The 20,314-nt window shown below is 69.3% G+C and carries 20 protein-coding genes and 3 tRNA genes; 13 read left to right on the forward strand and 10 right to left on the reverse strand.

The window, feature by feature from the left end; all coding sequences use genetic code 11:
- Nucleotides 1-4: 4 nt before the first annotated feature.
- The 3 genes from rhmD to HWD99_RS00425 are packed head-to-tail and all read right to left on the reverse strand — an operon-like array spanning nucleotide 5 to nucleotide 3,591.
- A complete protein-coding gene (gene rhmD, locus HWD99_RS00415) occupies nucleotides 5-1,183 on the reverse strand; it encodes an L-rhamnonate dehydratase (protein ID WP_241794242.1) in 1,179 nt (392 codons plus the stop codon).
- Nucleotides 1,180-2,217 carry a zinc-binding dehydrogenase gene (locus HWD99_RS00420; RefSeq protein ID WP_241794243.1) on the reverse strand — a complete coding sequence of 346 codons (1,038 nt, stop codon included), beginning with the start codon at nucleotides 2,215-2,217 and terminating at the stop codon, nucleotides 1,180-1,182. The genes rhmD and HWD99_RS00420 overlap by 4 nt, the downstream gene beginning before the upstream one ends.
- 30 nt (nucleotides 2,218-2,247) lie before the next feature.
- Entirely contained in the window at nucleotides 2,248-3,591 is a 1,344-nt protein-coding gene (locus tag HWD99_RS00425) for an MFS transporter (protein ID WP_241794244.1), read from the reverse strand.
- A gap of 125 nt (nucleotides 3,592-3,716) precedes the next feature.
- Here HWD99_RS00425 and HWD99_RS00430 point away from each other — a divergent pair, with 125 nt between their 5' ends.
- A complete protein-coding gene (locus HWD99_RS00430) occupies nucleotides 3,717-4,523 on the forward strand; it encodes an IclR family transcriptional regulator (protein WP_241794246.1) in 807 nt (268 codons plus the stop codon).
- Nucleotides 4,524-4,721: 198 nt separating this feature from the next.
- Here the strand turns inward: HWD99_RS00430 and HWD99_RS00435 are convergent.
- The 3 genes from HWD99_RS00435 to HWD99_RS00445 all read right to left on the reverse strand — a co-directional run bounded on the left by HWD99_RS00435 (nucleotide 4,722) and on the right by HWD99_RS00445 (nucleotide 5,041).
- Nucleotides 4,722-4,794, reverse strand: a tRNA-Phe gene (locus tag HWD99_RS00435).
- A 71-nt stretch (nucleotides 4,795-4,865) separates the two neighbouring features.
- Nucleotides 4,866-4,939, reverse strand: a tRNA-Asp gene (locus HWD99_RS00440).
- Nucleotides 4,940-4,968: 29 nt separating this feature from the next.
- Nucleotides 4,969-5,041: transfer RNA gene (locus HWD99_RS00445), tRNA-Glu, on the reverse strand.
- Between the two features lie 211 nt (nucleotides 5,042-5,252).
- Between HWD99_RS00445 and HWD99_RS00450 the strand changes: the two genes are divergently transcribed.
- Nucleotides 5,253-6,656 carry a M23 family metallopeptidase gene (locus HWD99_RS00450; RefSeq protein ID WP_241794247.1) on the forward strand — a complete coding sequence of 468 codons (1,404 nt, stop codon included), beginning with the start codon at nucleotides 5,253-5,255 and terminating at the stop codon, nucleotides 6,654-6,656.
- A gap of 86 nt (nucleotides 6,657-6,742) precedes the next feature.
- Here the strand turns inward: HWD99_RS00450 and HWD99_RS00455 are convergent, their stop codons facing one another.
- Both HWD99_RS00455 and HWD99_RS00460 read right to left on the reverse strand, forming a co-directional pair.
- Complete coding sequence (locus HWD99_RS00455) at nucleotides 6,743-7,234, reverse strand: inorganic diphosphatase (RefSeq protein ID WP_060926386.1); 492 nt, start codon at nucleotides 7,232-7,234, stop codon at nucleotides 6,743-6,745.
- Between the two features lie 38 nt (nucleotides 7,235-7,272).
- Nucleotides 7,273-7,929, reverse strand: a complete 657-nt coding sequence (locus HWD99_RS00460; protein WP_241794248.1) for a TMEM175 family protein — start codon at nucleotides 7,927-7,929, stop codon at nucleotides 7,273-7,275.
- 77 nt (nucleotides 7,930-8,006) lie between these two features.
- On the opposite strand from HWD99_RS00460, the gene tilS reads away from it, so the two are divergent.
- Entirely contained in the window at nucleotides 8,007-8,993 is a 987-nt protein-coding gene (tilS, locus tag HWD99_RS00465) for a tRNA lysidine(34) synthetase TilS (protein WP_241794249.1), read from the forward strand.
- A gap of 28 nt (nucleotides 8,994-9,021) precedes the next feature.
- On the opposite strand, the gene HWD99_RS00470 is transcribed toward tilS, so the two are convergent.
- Nucleotides 9,022-9,612, reverse strand: a complete 591-nt coding sequence (locus HWD99_RS00470) for a DUF937 domain-containing protein (RefSeq protein ID WP_241794250.1) — start codon at nucleotides 9,610-9,612, stop codon at nucleotides 9,022-9,024.
- 138 nt (nucleotides 9,613-9,750) lie between these two features.
- Here HWD99_RS00470 and hpt point away from each other — a divergent pair, with 138 nt between their 5' ends.
- The 10 genes from hpt (at nucleotide 9,751) to HWD99_RS00520 (ending at nucleotide 18,443) form a co-directional block, all read left to right on the forward strand.
- Complete coding sequence (gene hpt, locus HWD99_RS00475) at nucleotides 9,751-10,302, forward strand: hypoxanthine phosphoribosyltransferase (protein ID WP_194762702.1); 552 nt, start codon at nucleotides 9,751-9,753, stop codon at nucleotides 10,300-10,302.
- A gap of 101 nt (nucleotides 10,303-10,403) precedes the next feature.
- Entirely contained in the window at nucleotides 10,404-12,404 is a 2,001-nt protein-coding gene (gene ftsH, locus HWD99_RS00480; protein ID WP_241794252.1) for an ATP-dependent zinc metalloprotease FtsH, read from the forward strand.
- A gap of 3 nt (nucleotides 12,405-12,407) precedes the next feature.
- A complete protein-coding gene (gene folE / locus HWD99_RS00485) occupies nucleotides 12,408-13,004 on the forward strand; it encodes a GTP cyclohydrolase I (RefSeq protein ID WP_241794253.1) in 597 nt (198 codons plus the stop codon).
- Nucleotides 13,001-13,807 (forward strand): dihydropteroate synthase, encoded by an 807-nt coding sequence (gene folP, locus HWD99_RS00490; protein WP_241794254.1) that lies wholly within the window; start codon nucleotides 13,001-13,003, stop codon nucleotides 13,805-13,807. Before folE ends, folP begins: the two co-directional genes overlap by 4 nt.
- A 3-nt stretch (nucleotides 13,808-13,810) precedes the next feature.
- Nucleotides 13,811-14,203, forward strand: a complete 393-nt coding sequence (folB, locus tag HWD99_RS00495) for a dihydroneopterin aldolase (RefSeq protein WP_241794255.1) — start codon at nucleotides 13,811-13,813, stop codon at nucleotides 14,201-14,203.
- Nucleotides 14,200-14,766, forward strand: a complete 567-nt coding sequence (gene folK / locus HWD99_RS00500; protein WP_241794256.1) for a 2-amino-4-hydroxy-6-hydroxymethyldihydropteridine diphosphokinase — start codon at nucleotides 14,200-14,202, stop codon at nucleotides 14,764-14,766. Before folB ends, folK begins: the two co-directional genes overlap by 4 nt.
- 7 nt (nucleotides 14,767-14,773) lie before the next feature.
- Nucleotides 14,774-15,271 carry a DUF3180 domain-containing protein gene (locus tag HWD99_RS00505; RefSeq protein WP_241794258.1) on the forward strand — a complete coding sequence of 166 codons (498 nt, stop codon included), beginning with the start codon at nucleotides 14,774-14,776 and terminating at the stop codon, nucleotides 15,269-15,271.
- Nucleotides 15,207-15,803, forward strand: coding sequence for a PH domain-containing protein (locus tag HWD99_RS00510; RefSeq protein WP_241794259.1), 597 nt, complete (start codon nucleotides 15,207-15,209; stop codon nucleotides 15,801-15,803). The genes HWD99_RS00505 and HWD99_RS00510 overlap by 65 nt, the downstream gene beginning before the upstream one ends.
- Entirely contained in the window at nucleotides 15,800-17,746 is a 1,947-nt protein-coding gene (locus HWD99_RS00515) for a PH domain-containing protein (RefSeq protein ID WP_241794260.1), read from the forward strand. Before HWD99_RS00510 ends, HWD99_RS00515 begins: the two co-directional genes overlap by 4 nt.
- Nucleotides 17,739-18,443: a DUF2520 domain-containing protein gene (locus HWD99_RS00520; RefSeq protein ID WP_241794261.1), complete on the forward strand. Its 705-nt coding sequence runs from the start codon at nucleotides 17,739-17,741 to the stop codon at nucleotides 18,441-18,443. The genes HWD99_RS00515 and HWD99_RS00520 overlap by 8 nt, the downstream gene beginning before the upstream one ends.
- A gap of 14 nt (nucleotides 18,444-18,457) precedes the next feature.
- On the opposite strand, the gene HWD99_RS00525 is transcribed toward HWD99_RS00520, so the two are convergent.
- Entirely contained in the window at nucleotides 18,458-20,242 is a 1,785-nt protein-coding gene (locus HWD99_RS00525; protein WP_241794263.1) for a DUF2207 domain-containing protein, read from the reverse strand.
- Between the last annotated feature and the right edge of the window lie 72 nt (nucleotides 20,243-20,314).

The raw sequence follows: 20,314 nt of genomic DNA on the forward strand, positions 1-20,314 counted from the left end.
CAGGTCAGTGGGTGTACGGGCGGTGCTTGTCGATGGCGTCGGAGAGCTCGACCCCGAAGCCGGGTGTCTCGGGAACCTTCAGTCGCCCGTTCACGGGCACCGGTTCGCCCACGAGCATCGGCGAGAACATCGGCACGACCTCCTCGGCGGTCGGATGCATCATCAGGAACTCCGCGAAGGGGCTGTTCGTGCGGGTGACCACGAAGTGATACGAGTAGACCGACGAGCCGTGGGGGACGACCATCGTGCCGTGTGCGTCGGCGAGGGCGGAGATCTTGATGAGCTCGGTGATGCCGCCGCACCAGCCGACGTCGGGCTGGATGAGGTCGACACCGGTCTCGAGCAGCTGGCGGAAGCCCCACCGCGTCGCCTCGTGCTCGCCGGTGGTGATCATCATCGACGAGGGCGCGCGCGTGCGCAGTTCGGCGTAGCCCCAGTAGTCGTCGGGGATGAGAGCCTCTTCCAGCCACTTCAGGCCGTAGTCGGATGCGGCGTGCGCCAGGCGCGTGGCGTAGTCGACGTCGAGTGACATCCAGCAGTCGTACATGAGCCAGAAGTCGTCGCCGACCTTCTCGCGCATGTCGGCGAGCAGCGCGATGTTCTTGCGCAGTCCCTCCTCGCCCTCGGCGGGTCCGTGATGCAGCGGCATCTTGCCGCCGATGAATCCGAGTTCCTTCGCCCTGTCCGGGCGGGCGCCCGTGGCGTAGAACTGCAGTTCGTCGCGGACGGGTCCGCCGAGCAGCTCGAAGACGGGCACCTGGCGGATTCGTCCGAGCAGGTCGTAGAGGGCGAGGTCGACTCCGCTGATCGCGTTCAGCACGACCCCGCGCCGACCGTAGTACAGGGTCGACTTGTACATCTGGTCCCAGATGCGCTCGATGTCGGTGACCGCGCGGCCCTCGAGGAACCGGGCGAGATGCTTCTCGACGATGAACGCGCCGATCTCGCCCGCTGTCGTCACCGAGAATCCGACGGTGCCGTCGCTCGCCTCGATCTCGACGACGAGCGTGCCCAGCACGTTGATGCCGAAGCTCTGCCGCGACTGGCGATACTCGGGGTAGACGCTCATCGGGGTCGCGATGTGGTCGTCGATCCAGTGCTCGGCGCCCTGATCGTGGTAGTCGGCGCCGCCGCCGCGCACTGTGTAGGCGCGGACCTCGCGGATGGTGGGTGTGCCGGTCATCGTGTCTCTCCGTCTCGGTCGAATCGGACCAGGATCTTGCCCGGGGTGCCGTCGCCCTCAGCGAGCGCGGCGAAGGCGGCGTCGGCGTCGGCGACGTCGATCTCGCGACTGATCAGTGCGCGGTATGTCTCGGGGTCCGCGCCGATCACCCGGGTGGCGTGCGTGAAGTCGTCGGAGCCGTAGGTGAAGCTGCCGATGAGCGAGCGCTCCTCGGTGCTGACGAGGAACGCGTCGACCGCGACCTGGGGCGATCCCATGCCGACGAGGACGATCGGTGCGCCGAGCGCGGTGCTCGTCAGGGCATCGCGCACGGTCGGAGTGATGCCCACGGCATCCACCGCAGCGTCCGCCAGTCCGCCGCGTGCGCGGAGCTGGTCCGCGAGCGGCCCGTCGGCCGGGTCGATGACCTCGGCGCCGAGCTTCTGCACGAGCCCGCGTCGTGCGGCATCCATCTCGCTGACGACGATCGTTCCGGCGCCCGCATCGCGCAGGGCGATGACGACCGACTGTCCGATCGGCCCGCCGCCGATCACCAGCACGCGCCCGAGGTTCTCCTTCGGCAGTCGGCGCACCGCGTGCACCGCCACGGCCAGGGGCTCGATCAGTGCGCCGAGTGCGATCGGCAGGCCGTCGGGCAGGGGGACGACATTGCGGGCGGGCACGAGCACGTAGTCGGCGAAGGAGGCGGGGATCGCCGCGGCGACGCCGATCACGTACTTGTCGGGGTGGTGCTGCTCGCGCCCGGCGAACTCCGCCGCATCCTCGGCGGGCACCACGACCGGGTTGAAGGTGACGGGCATGCCCGCGGTGAGGTCGCCCACGCCGGGACCGACTGCCGCGATCGTGCCGCTCGATTCGTGGCCCATCACCTGACCGGGGTGGCGTCGTCCGTTCTCCCCTGTGTAGCCGTGCACGTCGGATCCGCAGATCCCCGTGGCGGCGATCCGGATGAGGACCTCGTCGGGTCCGGGTTCCGGTATCGGGGTCTCGCGGACGTCGAGGCGTCCGATCTCGGTGAGTACGAGCTCGCGCATGGCGTGTCTCCTTGCTTCTGCCGACCGGGGTCAGCGCTGGCTGGCGGTTTCGGGGGTGGTGAGTCCGACGCCGTCGTTCTCCCGCACGGCGGGGCTGACGACGCGGCTCAGGGCGATGAGCACGGCGCCGAGGAGGGCGATGGAGGCGAGCACGATCAGACCGGCGGAGTCGCCGAAGGTCGCGTCGGCCCAGTTCTTCAGGATCGGCGCGAGGAAGCCGCCGAGGCTGCCGAGCGAGTTGATGAGGGCGATCCCGCTGGCGGCGGCCGCCCCGAGCAGGAACGACGTCGGCAGCGTCCAGAACACGGGCTGCACGGAGATGAAGCCGGCGGCGCCGACGCTCAGCGCGGCGAGGGCGACGATCGGGTCCTGGATGACCGCGGACAGCACGATGCCGACGCCGGCCGCCGCGAGCGCGCAGGTCGCGATGAGGCGACGCTGCCCCGTGCTGTCCGCGAGTCGGGAGAGCACGAAGGTGATGATCAGAGCGAAGGTCCACGGCACCGCGGTGAGCAGGCCGACCTCGAGTCCGACCGGCTTGCCGACGATGGTCGCGATCTGCGTCGGCAGATAGAACGTCACTCCGTAGACGCTCATCTGGATCGTGAGGTAGATGGCGGCGAAGTACAGCACGACCGGGTTGCCGAGTGCTCGCAGGGCGCCGCGCGGGGAGTGGTTCTCCTTGGCGCTGTTCTCCGCCTCGAGCGCGCTGAGCAGCGTCGACCGCTCGTGCTCGCTCAGCCACTTCGCATCCTTCGGCCCGTTGTCGAGGTAGAAGAACGCGACGATGCCGACGAGCACCGTGAGGATGCCGGTGACGAGGAACATCAGCTGCCAGCCGTGGATTCCGACCTTGCCGTCGAGGTCGAGGAGGATGCCCGAGAGGGGGCCGCCGAAGATGAACGCGAGCGGTGCGCCGAAGTAGAAGAGGCCGTTCACGCGGGCGCGGAACTTGAGGGGGATCCAGTAGGTGAGGAACAGGATGACCCCGGGGAAGAAGCCGGCCTCGGTGATGCCGAGCAGGACGCGAAGGATGTAGAAGATCCACTCATTCGTCGCGAAGACCATCAGGGAGGAGACGATGCCCCACGAGACCATGATGCGCGCCAGCCAGATCTTCGCGCCGACCTTGCGCATGATGAGGTTCGAGGGGACTTCGAAGAGGGCGTACCCGAGGAAGAAGATCCCGGCGCCGAGGGCGTAGGCGGCGTCGCTGATGCCGGTGTCGGCCTGCCAGGCGACCTTCGCGAAGCCGAGGTTGGCGCGATCGAGGAAGGCCAGGATGTACATGAGCAGCAGGATCGGGATCAGCCGGAGCGTGACCTTGCGGACGATGGCGGCGAGTTCCGGCCGCGCGGGGGACTGAGTGGACATCGGTGCATCTCCATTGACGAGGGTTATCCAATGCGTTCACGTATGTGAACTGACCGTCTCAGACCTGAACGCGCGATAGTGTGACACATCGCCACCGCGCGCACAACTCACCCTCAGGAGGACGCATGACCGAGCAGGAGCAGGTGTCGGGCTCGGTGAAATCCGCCGGTCGGGCCCTCGAGATCATCGAGCACCTCGCTGCGGTGGAGGGCCAGACGTTCCCGCAGCTGGTCGCCGCGCTCAGCCTGCCCCGGTCGAGCACTCACGGCCTGCTCAAGACACTCGTGGCGGCCGGCTGGGTCGAAATCGACGTCGAGACCAAGCGCTACTCGCTGGGTCTCAAGGCGTGGCAGATCGGCCAGCGCTACGACGGGCACCGTCTTCTGCTCGAGTCGGGGCCGTCGCTCATGGCCGAGCTCACCGATGAGACGGGGGAGACGGTGCAGATGGCGCGTCTCGATGGTGTCGAGAACGTCTACATCGCGATCAGCCCGTCGCCGAATCCCATGCGCCTCGCCTCGAACGTCGGCATGCGACTGCACGCCCATGCCACGGGAATCGGCAAGGCCCTGCTGAGCACACTCGACGACGACGACGCCCGGCGGCGATTGCATCAGGTCGCGATACCCCGCCTGACGGCGAGGACGCTGACCGACCCCGACGACATCCTGGCGGCGATCGGCCGGGGGCGGGATCTCGGATTCTTCGTCGACGACGAGGAGTTCATCGACGGATGCCGGTGCGTCGCGATGCCGCTGACCTGGCCAGACGAGACCGGGGTCGCGGCGGCACTGAGCATCACCATGCCCACCAGCCGCACCGACGACCGATGGCCGCACTCGATGGTCGAGCCGCTGCGTCGCACCGTGACGCGACTGCGCGCGCAGATGAACCTCGACGGCGCGACGGCACCCCGGCCGTTCGTGGGCTGAGCGGCGACAGCGCTGATCGCCCCCGCGCACCGGCACAGCATCCCGGGCCTGCGCTGCGTCCCGCGCGGGTTGCTCTACGACAGAGAGTCGGAGCTTCGGGTTCACGCGTCGATCCCACCCTGAACCGGGGCAAGGCAAAACCCCCGCCATGTAGAAGCTAGGCGAGGGTTTCTGGGGTGATTGTAATGATCACCCTTGTGGCTCCGACGGGCGTCGATCCCGTGACCTCACGATTTTCAGTCGTGCGCTCTACCAACTGAGCTACAGAGCCGTGCGACCGGCTGAACCTGTCGCATCTAGACGAAAGGCCCTCCTTGAAGAAGAAGGGCCCGTCGCTTAGAGCGACCCTGACGGGACTTGAACCCGCGACCTCCGCCGTGACAGGGCGGCACGCTAACCAACTGCGCTACAGGGCCATACTTGTTTTCAATTATACCGGAAGGAGTGACCCCAACGGGATTCGAACCCGTGCTACCGCCGTGAAAGGGCGGCGTCCTAGGCCGCTAAACGATGGGGCCGGAGTCAGTCCCGGGGGACTTCCTTGCCGACGCTCAAGCATAAGGGAAGATTCGAGCAAAACGCGAATCGAGGGCGAGTCGGCTTCCGCCCGGGCGTGTTCGGGAGGACGATGGACCTGTACGCCCGTGTCGCTCGACCCCCGCCGCGACCTGTTGCGGATGTGAAAGTTGTTGTTAGTGTGGCATCTGTGAATCCGGCGGAAGGGGCCGAGTGAACGACAAGCAATCGCCCGTGGATGCTGCTGCCATGGCGGCGTCCGAGGATTGCGGCTGCGCGCCCACTCCCGCCGAGAGCCGCGCCTTCTGGCAGAAGGGCTCCCTGAGCCGCCGCGGCGCCCTCGGGGTCGGACTCGGTGCACTCAGCGTCGTCGCCCTCAGCGCCTTCGGTGTGACCAACGGCGTCACCGCCGCCTACGCCGCGTCGTACCCCAGCTGGGATGACGTGCAGAACGCCATGCGCAACGAATCGTCGAAGGCCGCGGAGATCTCGCGCATCGAAGGCCTCATCGCCTCCCTGCAGCAGAAGGTCGCCGAGACCCAGGCCGCGGCCGTCGCCGCGGGCGACGAGTTCTACGCCGCGCAGCAGGCCTACTTCGAAGCGATCTCGATCGCCGACGAGCTGCAGGCTCAGGCCGACGCGCAGGCCGTGATCGCCGACGACGCTTCGCGCAAGGCTGCCCAGCTCGCCGCGCAGCTCTACCGCAACGGCGGCGACGACACGGCACTCGAGCTCTTCTTCGCGGGCTCTGCCGACAACGCCGACGAGCTTCTCTCGCGCCTCGGCACGATGGACAAGGTCTACCAGTACAACCAGACGGTGCGCGACAAGGCCACGGCCGCGCGCGACGCCTCGCAGTCGCTCACCGACCAGGCCGTCGTCGCCCGCACCGAGCGCGACCGTCTGCAGCAGGTCGCCGAGCAGAAGATGCGCGAGGCGCAGGCCGCCGCCGATGCCGCCCAGGCAGCGCTCGACGAGCAGTCCGCCAACCTCGCGACCATGCAGGCGCAGCTCGCCGCCCTGAAGGACCAGACCGCGACCACGGTCGCCGGCTACCAGGAGGGCGTGCGCGTCGCCGAAGAGGAGCGCAAGCGTCGTGAAGCCGAAGCTGCGGCTGCTGCCGCAGCGGCAGCCGCAGCTGCAGCAGCTGCCGGTGGTGGCGGAGGCGGCGGTGGCGGTGGTGGCGGCACCGGAGGTCAGCCGGGTACCGGCGGATGGGTTCGTCCGCAGGGCGGCTACCGCAGCGCCGGCTACGGCTCCCGCCCTCGTCCCTGCCCGGCCTGCTCGGCGTTCCACTACGGCGTCGACCTCGCCAACGGCTGCGGCGCTGCGATCTTCGCCGCGCAGTCGGGAACCGTCGACTACGCGGGCCCCAACGGCAACTACGGCAACTACATCCGCATCCAGCACGGCGGCGGCGTCGCCACGGGCTATGCGCACATCAAGCCCGGTGGGTTCAACGTGCGCAGCGGCCAGTGGGTCGGCGCCGGTCAGGTCATCGCGTACGCCGGCAACACCGGAGCATCCGTCGGCTGCCACCTGCACTTCGAGGTCTACATCAACGGCGCGTACACGAACCCGATCGACTTCCTCGCGGGACGCGGCATCTCGGTCTGAGAGCCCCGCCCGCATGCACGAGACCCCCGGCCGCTGAGCGGAACCGGGGGTCTCGTGCGTCGGGCCCAGGCCCGGCGGATGCTGTGTCAGTGGCCCTGCTCGCCGAAGCGGACGATCGCCTCGTCGAGGATGCGCTGCGCCTCGGCAGCGTCGCCCCACTCGTCGACCTTGACCCACTTGTTGGGCTCGAGGTCCTTGTAGTGCTCGAAGAAGTGCGCGATCTCCTTCTTCGTGTACTCGGCGATGTCGCCGATGTCCTGGATGTGCGCCCAGCGCGGGTCCTTCGAGAGCACGGCGACGAGCTTGTCGTCTCCGCCGGCCTCGTCGCTCATCTTGAGCACGGCGACGGGGCGCACCTCGACGACGACGCCCGGGTAGATGGCGTGGTCGAGCAGCACGAGCACGTCGAGCGGGTCGCCGTCCTCGCCGAGCGTGTTGTCGAAGTAGCCGTAGTCGGCCGGGTACCCGAAGGTCGTGTAGAGCACGCGGTCGAGGTGCACTCGTCCGGTCTCGTGGTCGACCTCGTACTTCACGCGGCTGCCGCGCGGGATCTCGATGACGGCGTCGTGTGCGCCCATGCGTGTGCTCCTTGGAAAAGACGGTTGGATGCCGCGCACTAGCCTACCCGTGGCCGACGGGCGCCCCCGGATGCGCGATCCAGGAGCCTCGTGACGACACCGGTGAGCAGCAGGACCAGCAGTCCCGCATAACCGACCGGGGAGACGAAGACCGAGAGCGCCAGCGCGATCAGGAAGAGGATTATCGCCGCGAGGTCGCCCGTGATCCCACGGCGCACGACGTCGGCGGGCGTGGTGGTGAGCTCGGGGTGGCGCAGCAGGTAGACCCAGCCGGCGAGAGTGGTCAGCTGCGTGAGGATCAGCGTGCCGATGTAGACGAGCGGCTGCAGCGTGTCGGTGTCCATCTGCCCGATCATCGCGGTCGGCACCGGCAGCCAGACGATGGTCGCCATCCACGCGATGTTGATCCACAGCAGGGGTGGAGTGATCCACTCCACGTCGCGGTACTGGCGGTGATGCCCCATCCAGAACGTCGCGATGAGCACGAAGCTGAGGCCGAAGCTCAGCAGCTGCCCGGAGTGCTCGACGAAGAACTCCGCTGTGCCGAGCTTGTCCGTCGCGGCGTCCGACACCGACTCCATGAGCGGCAGGATCAGCAGCGTCATCGCGATCGCCACGACCGCATCGACGAACGCCTTGAAGCGCTCGGTCCTGAATCGCCCGTTCCCGGCTTCCTGGTCGACCTGATCTTCCACGTCGTCAGGTTAGAGCGATGCGGGGTGCCGGCGCGACCGCCGGGACGAGATCTCGTCCGGTGATCTAGCGTGGAGCTGTGCCCTCGCTCTCACCCGTCATCGCCGAGATCCGCCTCGCCGTGCGCACCGCGCTCGCCGACCTGCCCGAGGGGTCGACCGTGATCGTCGCGCTCTCCGGGGGAGCCGATTCTCTCGCGCTCGCCGCCGCGACCGCGTTCGAGGCGCCGAAGCTCGGTCTTCGTGCAGGCTCGCTGACGGTCGACCACGGGCTGCAGAACGACTCGGATGCCGTCGCCGCGCGCGCCGCGAAGACGGCTGCAGGGCTCGGACTCGATGCCCTGATCGTCCAGGTCGACGTCGGGGTCGACGGCGGACCGGAGGCGGCCGCTCGGGACGCGCGGTATCGGGTCCTGAAGGACGCCGCGGCGGATGCGGGCGCCACGGCCGTGCTTCTCGGCCACACGCTCGACGACCAGGCCGAGACCGTGCTTCTCGGCCTCGCCCGCGGGTCCGGAGCTGCCAGCCTGCAGGGAATGGCCCCTGTGCGCGAGGACGACGAGGGAGTGCGCTGGATCCGGCCGCTGCTCGGCGTGCGGCGCGAGACGACGCGCGCGTTCTGCGCGGCATCCGACCTCGACGTCTGGGACGACCCGCACAACTCGGAGGAGCGCTTCGCGCGGGTTCGCGTGCGCGACCGCGTGCTGCCGGTTCTCGAGTCCGAGCTCGGGCCGGGCATCGCCGAGGCCCTCGTGCGCACGGCCGAACAGCTGCGCGAAGACGCCGAGGCGTTCGACGAGATGATCCACGAGACCATCGAAGACATCGTCGAGCACGCCGAGGCGGGCATCTCGGTCAGCGTCGCGGCTCTCGCGGCCAATCCGGCGGCGCTGCGCAACCGGATCATCCGTCTCGTGGTCGACAGCGAGTTCGGCGTGAGCCTGACGCGACTGCAGACCATCGAGGTCGCCCGGCTCGCCACGGACTGGTCGGGTCAGGGCCCGATCGACCTGCCCGCCTGCTCCGCCGCCCGACAGGGCGGGCGCATCGTCTTCACCGCGCGCTGAGGGTCGGCGACGAAACGCGCTTCGTCGGTTACTTCTTGCCGCCGAGGAGTCCGCCGAGGAGATCGCCGATCCCGCCGCCGCCCGAGGACTTGCCGCCGCCGAGGAGTCCGCCGAGCAGGTCGCCGATCCCGCCGCCGCCCGAGGAGTTCCCGCCCCCGAGCAGGCCGCCGATCACGTCGCCGATGCCTCCGCCGCCGGACTGCGCCTCTGCGGTCTCGGTCTTCGCGCTCTTGTCCTTGTTCGCGTTGGCGATGAGCCCCATCACGATCGGGGCGAGGATCGGCAGGAGCTTGCCGAAGTCGATGCCGGCCGTCTGCGGCGACTCGGTGAGCTTCTCGGTCACCTTCTTCTCGTCGGCGCCGAGGATGTGCGAGACGATCTTGCCGCCGTCGGCCTGATCGATCTCGTCGACCTTCGCGGCTCCGGCCTTGCCCTCGTGACGCTTCAGCGCGTTCTCGATCGCGGACGAGCCCTCCGACGTGGAGGCGTTCTTCGCGAGGCCGCCGAGCAGCACGGCACCGCCCTGCTCGACCCCGGCCTTCGCGACCTCGGGGGAGACGCCGAGCTGCGCGGCGATGTCGTCGATCGGCACCTGCTTCAGGATGTCGTCAAGAGCCATGGAGAGTCCTTCCGTCAAGGGCATCCGCCCGTCTCACGGCTCAGAGTAGTGCGGATGCCGGGGGCGCACCCGGAATTCTGTAAGCCGATCTGCGGATCCTGTGCGGGAGCATCCGTGCGCGTCGCCTAAAATCGATCCATGCGCGCCGCGGAAATCCAGGACGACCTTGCCCAGATCCTCGTCACCGAGGAGGAGATCATCGCGAAGCTCGACGAGCTGGCAGCGCAGGTCGCCGTCGACTACGAGGGCAAGGAGCTGATCCTCGTCGGTGTGCTCAAGGGGGCGGTCATGGTCATGGCCGACTTCGCGCGGGCGCTGCCCTTCCACGCGCCGATGGACTGGATGGCGGTGTCGAGCTACGGCGCCAGCACCAAGTCGAGCGGTGTGGTGCAGATCCGCAAAGACCTCGACACCGATCTGAACGGCAAGCACGTGCTGATCGTCGAGGACATCATCGACTCGGGGCTCACCCTCAGTTGGCTGCTCGAGAACTTCGAGTCGCGCGGTGCCGAGTCGATCGAGGTGCTCGCGCTGCTGCGCAAGCCCGAGGCCGCCAAGGTCGTCATCGACTGCAAGTACGTGGGTTTCGACATCCCGACCGACTTCGTCGTCGGGTACGGCCTCGACTACGACGAGCGCTACCGCAACCTGCGCGATGTGGCGGTGCTGGCACCGCACGTCTACAGCTGACGACGACGGAGACGACGGCGGACCCTCGAGCCCGCCGGAGGGTACGCCGTGGGTGAACGCACAGCAGGCACCTAGCGCCTGCGCGATACGCTGATCCGACCATGGATGTCAAGAAGCTCACGCGGAACCCGCTGATCTACGTCGCTCTGATCGGTCTGCTGCTGTTCGGCGGCTTCCTGCTGATCTCGAACCTCGGCGCGCCGAAGCAGATCACGACGCAGGAGGGCCTCGAGCTGCTCTCCGGCGAGACCGTCACCGAGGTCGTCACCACCGACGGCGATCAGCGTGTCGACATGACGCTGTCGAAGGCGTTCGAGGGTTCCGAGAACGTGCAGTTCTACTACGTCGAGGCCCGTGCCGCCGAGGTCGTGAAGGCCATCAGCGCCGCCGACCCGAAGGACGGCTTCAACGATGCCGTCCCGCGAGCCACGTGGTTCGACGGCATCCTCTCCCTTCTCCTTCCGCTCGTGCTGCTCGGCCTGCTGTTCTGGTGGCTGCTGTCGTCGATGCAGGGCGGCGGTGGCAAGGTGATGCAGTTCGGCAAGTCCAAGGCCAAGCTCGTCAACAAGGAGACCCCCACGGTCACCTTCGCCGACGTCGCCGGTGCGGACGAGGCGATCGAGGAGCTCCACGAGATCAAGGAGTTCCTGCAGGACCCGGCCAAGTTCCAGGCCATCGGAGCACGCATCCCGAAGGGCGTCCTGCTGTACGGCCCTCCCGGAACCGGCAAGACCCTGCTGGCCCGTGCCGTGGCCGGCGAGGCAGGCGCACCCTTCTACTCGATCTCGGGTTCCGACTTCGTCGAGATGTTCGTCGGTGTCGGCGCCTCCCGCGTCCGCGACCTGTTCAACCAGGCCAAGGAGAACTCGCCCGCGATCATCTTCATCGACGAGATCGATGCGGTCGGCCGTCACCGCGGCGCCGGCATGGGCGGCGGAAACGACGAGCGCGAGCAGACGCTGAACCAGATGCTCGTCGAGATGGACGGCTTCGACCCGAACGCGAACGTCATCGTCATCGCGGCGACGAACCGCCCCGACATCCTCGACCCCGCGCTCCTGCGCCCCGGCCGCTTCGACCGTCAGATCGGCGTCGACGCTCCCGACCTCAAGGGCCGCCAGAGGATCCTCGAGGTGCACAGCAAGGGCAAGCCGCTGGCGAAGAGCGTCGACCTCGAGGTCGTCGCCCGCAAGACCCCCGGATTCACCGGTGCCGACCTCGCGAACGTCCTCAACGAGGCCGCACTCCTGACCGCGCGCTCGAATGCGCAGCTCGTCGACAACCGTGCCCTCGATGAGGCCATCGACCGCGTGATCGCAGGCCCTCAGCGCCGCACGCGTGTGATGAAGGACAAGGAGAAGCTCATCACCGCGTACCACGAGGGTGGTCACGCGCTCGCCGCGGCGGCGATGAACTACACCGATCCCGTGACGAAGATCACGATCCTGCCGCGTGGCAAGGCTCTCGGTTACACGATGGTGCTGCCGCTCGACGACAAGTACTCCGTCACCCGCAACGAGCTGCAGGATCAGCTCACCTATGCGATGGGCGGCCGCGTCGCGGAGGAGCTCGTGTTCCACGACCCGACCACCGGCGCCTCGAACGACATCGAGAAGGCGACCTCGATCGCCCGCAAGATGGTCATCGAGTACGGCATGACCACGCAGGTCGGCCCGGTCAAGCTCGGCAGCGAGGGCGGCGACATGTTCGTGGCCCGCGACATGGGTCGGGGTCGCGAGTACTCCGAGAAGGTCGCGGAGCGGGTGGATGCCGAGGTGCGCGCGCTCATCGAGCAGGCCCACAACGAGGCCTACGAGGTGCTGAGCGCCAACCGCGACATCCTCGACAAGCTCGCCCTGGCACTGCTCGAGGAGGAGACGCTCGACCACAACCAGATCGCCGAGATCTTCACCGAGGTGCGCAAGCTGCCCGAGCGGCCGCTCTGGCTGTCGAGCGAGGCCCGTCCGGTCTCGGAGCTGCCCCCGATCGAGGTGCCGAAGAAGGACGTGCCGATCGCGGCATCCGTCGAGGCCCCCGTCGCCGCTCCGCGCACGCAGCCGGGATCGGCCGGTGCCGGTCAGGCGCGACCCGCGACGGCCTGACCCGTGTCCGTCGACCGCGCACGCGTCGAGAGGATCACGCGCGAGCTGCTCGAGGCGATCGGTGAGGACCCTGATCGGCCGGGGCTGAAGCAGACCCCGTCGCGCATGGCCGACCTGTACTCGGAGTTCTTCGCCGGCGTCGGCGAAGACCCTGCGGCTCCGCTGGCGCACACGATCAGCGTGACGCGAGGGCCTGCTCCCGACACCCTGCCCTCGGGTGCGGTGCTGCTGCGGGACATCCGCTTCCGCTCGGTGTGCGAGCACCATCTGCTGCCGTTCGCCGGTCGCGCCCACATCGCATATCTGCCGGGGGAGCAGGTCGTCGGACTCGGCGCCCTCGTCCGGGTGGTCGAGATCCTCGCGACACGACCTCAGGTGCAGGAGCGCCTGGGCGAGCAGATCGCCGACACGATCGCCGAGAACCTCGACACCCGAGGCGTCCTCGTGGTCCTCGACGCCAGCCACGGCTGCGTCACGATGCGCGGAGGTCGGCAGCCCGAGGCCTCGACGCTGACGATCGCGGCCCGAGGCGACTACACCGACGCCGTCTCGCGCGCCGAGCTCATCGCTTTGATCGGCGCAGGGGCGTCGCACGGATGACCGGCATCTGGGGCATCGTCAACGTCACCCCCGACTCGTTCAGCGACGGCGGGCGCTACCTCGACGTCGACCGGGCCGTGGCGCACGGTCTGCGGCTGCGCGCCGACGGGGCCACGGTGCTAGACGTCGGCGGCGAGTCCACACGACCCGGTGCCGAGCGGGTCGGCCCCGATGTCGAGCAGGAGCGGGTGCTGCCGGTGATCGAGCAGCTCGTCGCCGCCGGCGCCCCCGTGAGCATCGACACCTTCAACGCCGCGACCGCCGCCGCCGCCGTGCGCGCCGGAGCGCGCATCGTGAACGACGTCTCGGGCGGACTCGCGGATCCCGACATGCTGGCCACCGTCGCCGAGACCGGAGCCGACTATGCGATCGGGCACTGGCGCGGATTCTCGTCCGACATGTACGCGCAGGCGGAGTACCGCAGGGTCGCTCGGGAGGTCGCGAGCGAGCTGAAGGAGCGGATGGGCGAGGCCGCTGCCGCGGGCATCGCCCCGTCGCGTCTGATCGTCGATCCCGGCATCGGTTTCGCGAAGGCGGGCGCCCAGAACTGGGAGCTCCTGCGCGGGCTCGACGAGATCGTCGCCCTGGGGCCCCGTGTGCTGATCGGCACATCGCGCAAGCGCTTCCTGGCGGAGGTGCTCACGCATGCGGCGCCGGACGACGACGCAACCGAGGCGCGACGCGACCTCGCGACCGCGGTCACCAGCGCGCTGGCCGCCCGAGTCGGAGTCTGGGCGGTGCGGGTGCACGACGTGGCAGCCACGCGGGATGCTCTCGCGATCGCCCACGCGTGGGAGGGTTGACGCATGGATTTCCTCGACGAGATCGTGCTGACGGGACTCACCGTGTTCGGACGCCACGGCGTCTACGACCACGAACGCCGGGACGGGCAGGAGTTCACGGTCGACCTGACGCTGCGGATGCCGCTGCGGCAGGCGGCGGCATCCGATGACGTCGTCGACACCGTGCACTACGGCGAGCTCGCCGAGAAGGTCGCTGCGGTCGTCGCCGGAGAGCCCGTGAACCTCATCGAGACGCTCGCGGAGCGCATCGCCGATGTCGCACTCGCCGACGAGCGGGTGCACTCGGTCACGGTCACCGTGCACAAGCCGCACGCTCCGATCTCGCTCTCGTTCGCGGACGTCGCCGTCACGGTGCACCGCGCGCAGACCCCCTCGGCCGTCGGGTTCTCACGATGAGCCGCAACCTGACGAACCCGCTCGGTCAGCCCGTTCCCCGCGAAGGGCGTCCGGAGGCGACAGCGGTGGTGGCGTTCGGCGCCAACCTCGGCGACCGCGAGGCGACGATCCGCGCGGCGGCGGAGCGCATCTCGCGACTGCCCCTCGTGAGCGAGGTGCGCCTCTCGCCCCTCATCGAGACCGTGGCACTGCGGCTTGACGGTCCCGACCCCGATGCCCCCGGCTATGTGAACGCCGTCGCTCTCGTGCGCACGCGCCTCGCCCCGTCGATCCTCCTGGGGATGCTGCACGCGATCGAGGACGAGTACGGTCGCGAGCGGCACGAGCGCTGGGGCGACCGCACGCTCGACCTCGACCTGGTCGCCTACGGAGCCGAGACCTCCGACGACGACCGCCTGCTGCTGCCGCATCCGCGCGCGGTGGAGCGCCTGTTCGTGCTGGAACCGTGGCTCGCCCTCGACGCCGATGCGGAGCTGCCCGGGCACGGCCGCGTCGCGGACCTGGTCGCCGGCCTGCGCGCCGCGGACCAGAACGCCGGCGACCAGAGCGCCAGGGACGAGTGATGACGCGATGAAGCGCACGTCTGTCGCACTCCTCGCGGTGCTCGCCCTGCTCGCGGCGGGCGGAGGATTCCTGCTCGACCACATGCTGACCGCGATGGGGCGCACCACCTTCACTCCGTCGCTGCTGCTGCCCGTGCTGCTCCTCATGATCGCGGGGGCCTCACTCGGGGTCGCCTGGCCCGTGCGAACCAGCGTGCGCAGCGGCAGGCGCATCGATCCGTTCCGCGCGACCCGCGCCGTGACCCTCGCTCGCGCGTCGAGCCTGGTCGGGGCGATCATGGCCGGGTTCGGCGCCGGGCTTCTCGTGTTCCTCCTGTCCCGGCCGATCGATCCCCCGGTAGGGTCGACTGTGGCGATGCTGGCGCTGATCGGAAGTGCGGTCGTGCTCTCCGTCGCCGCGCTCATCGCCGAACAGTTCTGCACTCTGCCGAAGGATCCTGATGACTCAGAACCCACAGACCGAGCCGGAGACCCCGGCCCCGCTGAACTCGGCGGAAGTCACTGACGCCGGAGCCCTCGACCAGGGGACCTACTCGCAGCTGCGCACGGCGCGCAACACCGCGAGGCTCGAGCTCGACGGCAGCTGGCACCAGATCTCGCCCCGATACGTCGTGTCGCAGATCGTGCAGAACGTGATCTTCGTCGCCTTCATCGTCGCGGTCGCCGCCGTGCTCGCTCTGGCGCTCGGCCAGACCTGGGCGTGGATCCCGGCGGGCGTGATCGTGGTGATCACGCTGGTCACGCTGATCATCCTGCCCCGTCAGGCGAGGGCGATCGGCTACATGCTCCGCTCCGATGACATCGTCTTCCGCAAGGGCATCCTCTGGCAGCGCATGATCGCCGTGCCGTACGGACGCATGCAGCTCGTCGACATCACCCAGGGGCCGCTCGACCGCGCCTTCGGCGTCAGCCAGCTGAAGATGGTGACCGCGGCGGCGACGACCGGAGTGCAGATCCCCGGGCTCACGCAGGCGGCCTCCGAGGCTCTGCGTGACACGCTCATCGAGGTCGCCGAGACCCGTCGGACCGGCCTGTGAGCGAGCCCCAGCTTCCTCCGACCCCTGCGCCGCCGACGGCGGCGGACTCCGAGGGCCCCACGACGCTCGCCGACGGCGAGTGGCATCGGATGCATCCGCTCACCCCGCTCTTCAAGGGCGGGCTGGCGCTGATCATCATCGCGGGCATCGTGGTGACCAACATGCGCGATCGCCTGATCGCGTGGGCGATCGACCTGTTCTCGCCCGAGGCGCACTACGGCGACTACTCGGGCGGCGACCCCGTCGACTGGGTGCTCGAGAACAACCTGATCCTCATCGCGCTGGCCAGCGTGCTCGCCCTGGTGCTCGTGCTGGTCGGGATCTTCTGGTTCGTCTGGCGCTTCCACCAGTTCCGCATCACCGGCGACCACGTCGAGGTGCGCAAGGGGATCGTGTTCCGCTCGCACCGCCGTGCGCCGCTGGACCGCGTGCAGGGAGTGAACCTCACTCGGCCGTTCCCTGCCCGCATCATCGGGCTCGCGAAGCTCGAGGTCGTGGGAGCGGGAACTGACGCCAACGTCGATCTCGAGTACCTCGCCACCGGCCGCGCGGAATCCGTGCGCGCCGACATCCTTCGACTCGCATCGGGAGCACGGGCCGCACGCCGCGGCGGTGCCGCACCGACGTCCGGTGCGCAGGCCGCATCCGGTGCGACGGCAGGCGTCGATGTATCCGCAGCGTCGGGCGCACCCGCCTCGGTGCGCGGCCAGCTCGTGGGGTCGATGAACGAAGGCGTCAACGGACTCATCAGCGGCGTGGACCTGGCCGACGTCGAACCCGAGAGCGTGGTCAAGATCCCGACCGGGCGCCTCGTGGGATCGCAGCTGATCTCGAGCGTGCTGTGGTTCGTGTTCTTCGCGGCCATCTTCGGCGTCGCGGTGGGCGGCGTCGTGATCGGCTCGCTGATCGACGGCGATCCGATCGAAGGGTTCCTCGGCCTCGGCATCACGCTCGGCATCGGGATCCCGATGATCATCGCGATCGTCGGTATCACCTGGGCGCAGATCTCGAAGTCGCTGCGGTACTCGATCGCCCCGACTCCCGACGGCGTCCGCATCACCTACGGGCTGCTGACCACCGTGACCGAGACGCTGCCCCCGGGGCGCATCTTCGCCGTGGAGGTCACGCAGTCGCTGCTGTGGCGTCCGTTCGGATGGTGGACCATCAGGATCAATCGCATGAGCGGCAAGAGCGCCGCGCAGCAGTCATCCGGATCGGCCCAGCAGTTCAACGTCGTCCTTCCGGTCGGCAAACGCGCCGATGTCGAGCGCGTGCTGTCGCTCATCGTCCCCGATGTGCAGCCCGCCGACATGGCGCTCATCTGGGAGCACGGCATCCTCGGGCCGGTCGACGGCGACCCGTACCGCGTGATGGCGCGTCGCGCCTGGTGGCGGCGACCGCTCTCGTGGAAGCGTCACGGCTACGTCCTCACCGACATCGGTCTTCTGCTGCGTCGCGGCGTGATGTGGCGCAAGCTCGCGATCTTCCCCCTGGCCCGACTGCAGGGAGTGTCGCTCTCCCAGGGGCCGATCGATCGCGCACAGCGCGTGTCCGGAGCGCAGGTGCACACGGTGCAGGGCCTCATCACGGGGTACCTCTCCGGCCTCGAACGCGACGACGCGCTGTTCCTGATCGACGGCGTGACGGCGGCCGCCGCGGCCGCCGCCGAGCGGGATCACAGTCACCGCTGGGGCGAGTACGCGGCCGCGGATGTCACGGTCGCACCGGTGCACGACGGAGCCCTGCCGGCTGCGCCGGAGGGTCCCGCGTTCGCCTACCCGGCTCCGCCCGCCGTCTCCGTCGAGCCTTCGGCGCCGCCTGTGGCTCCGCCGGTTGCGCCGCCGGTTGCGCCGCCGCCTGCTGCTCCGCCGGTCGCGCCGCCGCCCGCTGCTCCGCCGGTCGCTCCGCCGCCTGCTGCTCCGCCGGTTCCGCGCGATGAGTGAACCGGTTCGTCGGGACGGTCGCCTCGGGGTCGGCATCATCGGAGCGGGCCGCGTCGGACCGGTGATCGGGGCCGCCCTCGCGGGCGCCGGCCACGCGATCACGGGCATCACGAGCGGTTCCGACGACGACCGCGCCTCGGCGGTGCTGCCGGACGTTCCCGTCCTCGATGCGCTCGAGGTCGTGCGTCGCAGCGAGCTCGTCGTGGTCGCGGTGCCGCACGACCAGCTGCCCTCGCTGATCGCGGGGATCGCAGAAGTCGGCGGGTGGCAGCTCGGGCAGCTGGTCCTGCACACCGATCCCGGTCACGGCATCGAGGTGCTGCGGCCGGCGGCCGAACGCGGGGCGATCCCGCTCGCGGTGCACCCGGCGATCACCTTCACCGGCAACTCGATCGACCTGCGTCAGCTCCGTGCGGGCTACGCGGCGGTCACCGCCCCCGCCGCCGTGCTGCCGATCGCTCAGGCTCTCGCGGTGGAGATCGGATGCGAGCCGGTCGTGATCGCCGAGGGGGATCGTGCGGACTACGCCGACGCGATCCACACCGTCACCGAGTTCTCGCGCTCGATCATCGCGCAGTCGACAGCTCGCCTGAGCGAGATCGGCGTCGAGAACGCGGGAGGGTACCTCTCGGCCCTCGTGCAGTCAGCCGTCGAAGGCGCCCTCCGCGACGCCTCGCCGCCGACACCGTTGCTCTAGAGGCTCCCGCGGGATCAGCGACCGCCCGAGAATCCGCCTCCGCCGCCGCCGCCCGAGAATCCTCCGCCGAAGGATCCGCCGGCGCTCGACGAGCTGCTCGCACTGGGCGCCGAGTAGGTCGCTGAGGCCTGGGACGAGACCGCGAACGCCACCAGCTGCGCCCTCATGAACGGGGCAGCGGGGTCGCCGATCCAGGTCGCGCCCCGCTGCTCGAACGCGTACACGTGCTCGAGCACCGCACCCCACTCGTCTTCCATGCCGAAGACCATGGCGTAGGGCAACAGTCGCTCGTACACGACGATGACGTTCGCCGTGCCGTCCTGTCGGCGCTCCGCCCCCGAGTACGACTGCAGCATCTGCAGTCGATCGGCCTCGGCGACGCGGATGAACTCCTTCACGCCCATGAGGTACTCGTACTGACCGGCTCCCTCCGGGGTGAGGACCGTGTGACGCGCGAATGCGTAGAACGACGAGAGCAGCACGAGCACCGCCCCGACGCAGATCGCGACGAACGCGGGCAGCGCCGTCACCCGGCCGGCGACGATGCCCCAGAGCCCCAGCCCGAAGCCGGCGAGGACCAGCACGATCGCGAGCGACTGCAGCAGCACGGCCGCGCGACTGCGGGCCTTCGTCGTGAGGCCGCGGGAGGCGGCGGCATCCGTGCCGCTCTGCGCGAGGGCCTTCATCCGCGCGGCGAAGGTCTCGCTCTCGGAGGGCAGCTCGGCGACGCCGTCGGCATCGGCCTCCGCGAAGAGGGCATCCAGCGCCTCGACGTCGAGCTGGTCGGGGATGCGGGCGTCCGGGATGCGGCGCAGCCGCGGCTGTTCGACATCGGAGCCCTCTTCGATGCGGAGTGTTCCGCGCACGGCGAGGTGGACGATCTCGGCCGGGATCGCATCCTTCGCCTTCGGCACGATCGCCGCCGCGAGCAGCGGCGGCATGCTGTCGGGCACGTCGTACTGCGCCACCACGATGCCGGTCGCCGTCCTGCGCGACCTCGAGAAGGCGGTGACGGCGAACCATCCCCCGACCGATACGCCGAGCGCGCCGAGCGCCGCGATCGCGGGCACCGTGTCGGTGACGGGATTCGGCTGCCGCGCGGAGGGCTGCGTGGCGGTGCCCTGATCGAATCCGAGCGCCACGGTGACGCCCTGGCCTGCGGAGAGGTCGCTCGCCTCGACGGCGAACGTCGCGCCGTCGGCCGTCAGAGGGCACTCATCGGTCGACCCGGAGTATCCGACGTAGCAGCGTGCATCGCCCGTGAGGTGTTCGGCGAGCGTGTCGTCGAGGGTGATGTCAGCGCGGAAGCTCTCGATCGGCTGCGTGCTGTCGAGGGGGAGGAGGTCCCAGTAGAACTCGTCGACGCCCGTGTCGGCCGCGAGGATCACGTCTCGCATCTCGTACTCGATCACGTACGTCGTGAGGCCCTGCACGTAGTCGTCGTCGCCGGTGAGCACCAGGAGGAGTCCGTCGTCCTCGTCGGTGTCGTACGGCACGGGGGCACCGGTCTCGTCGGTCACGGACAGCACACGGACATCGAGCCACGCGTTCTCGTAGGTGGTCGGCAGCCCGCGGACGATGCCCTTGTTCTGATCGGTGTCGGGGAACCGCGCGGTCAGCGATTCGGTGACGTGCATGTTCGCCCGCCCCTCGGAGTCGAGCCCGATGTCGTAGCTCGCATCCCACGACGCGTAGGAGAAGTCGTCGACGTCGGCGCTCGCCGCGGAGGTGGGGACCAGCAGGGCCGCCGCACAGAGGGCGACGGCGGTGAGGGCGCGGGCGAGTCGGAAGGCTGCCATGTTTCGAGGCTACCCAGACTCGACCGCAGGGCGAGGGAGGAGACCTCGGTAAACTGGACGGGACTTTCAAGG

This window comes from Microbacterium sp. C5A9, assembly GCF_022627955.1.
Lineage (GTDB): Bacteria > Actinomycetota > Actinomycetes > Actinomycetales > Microbacteriaceae > Microbacterium.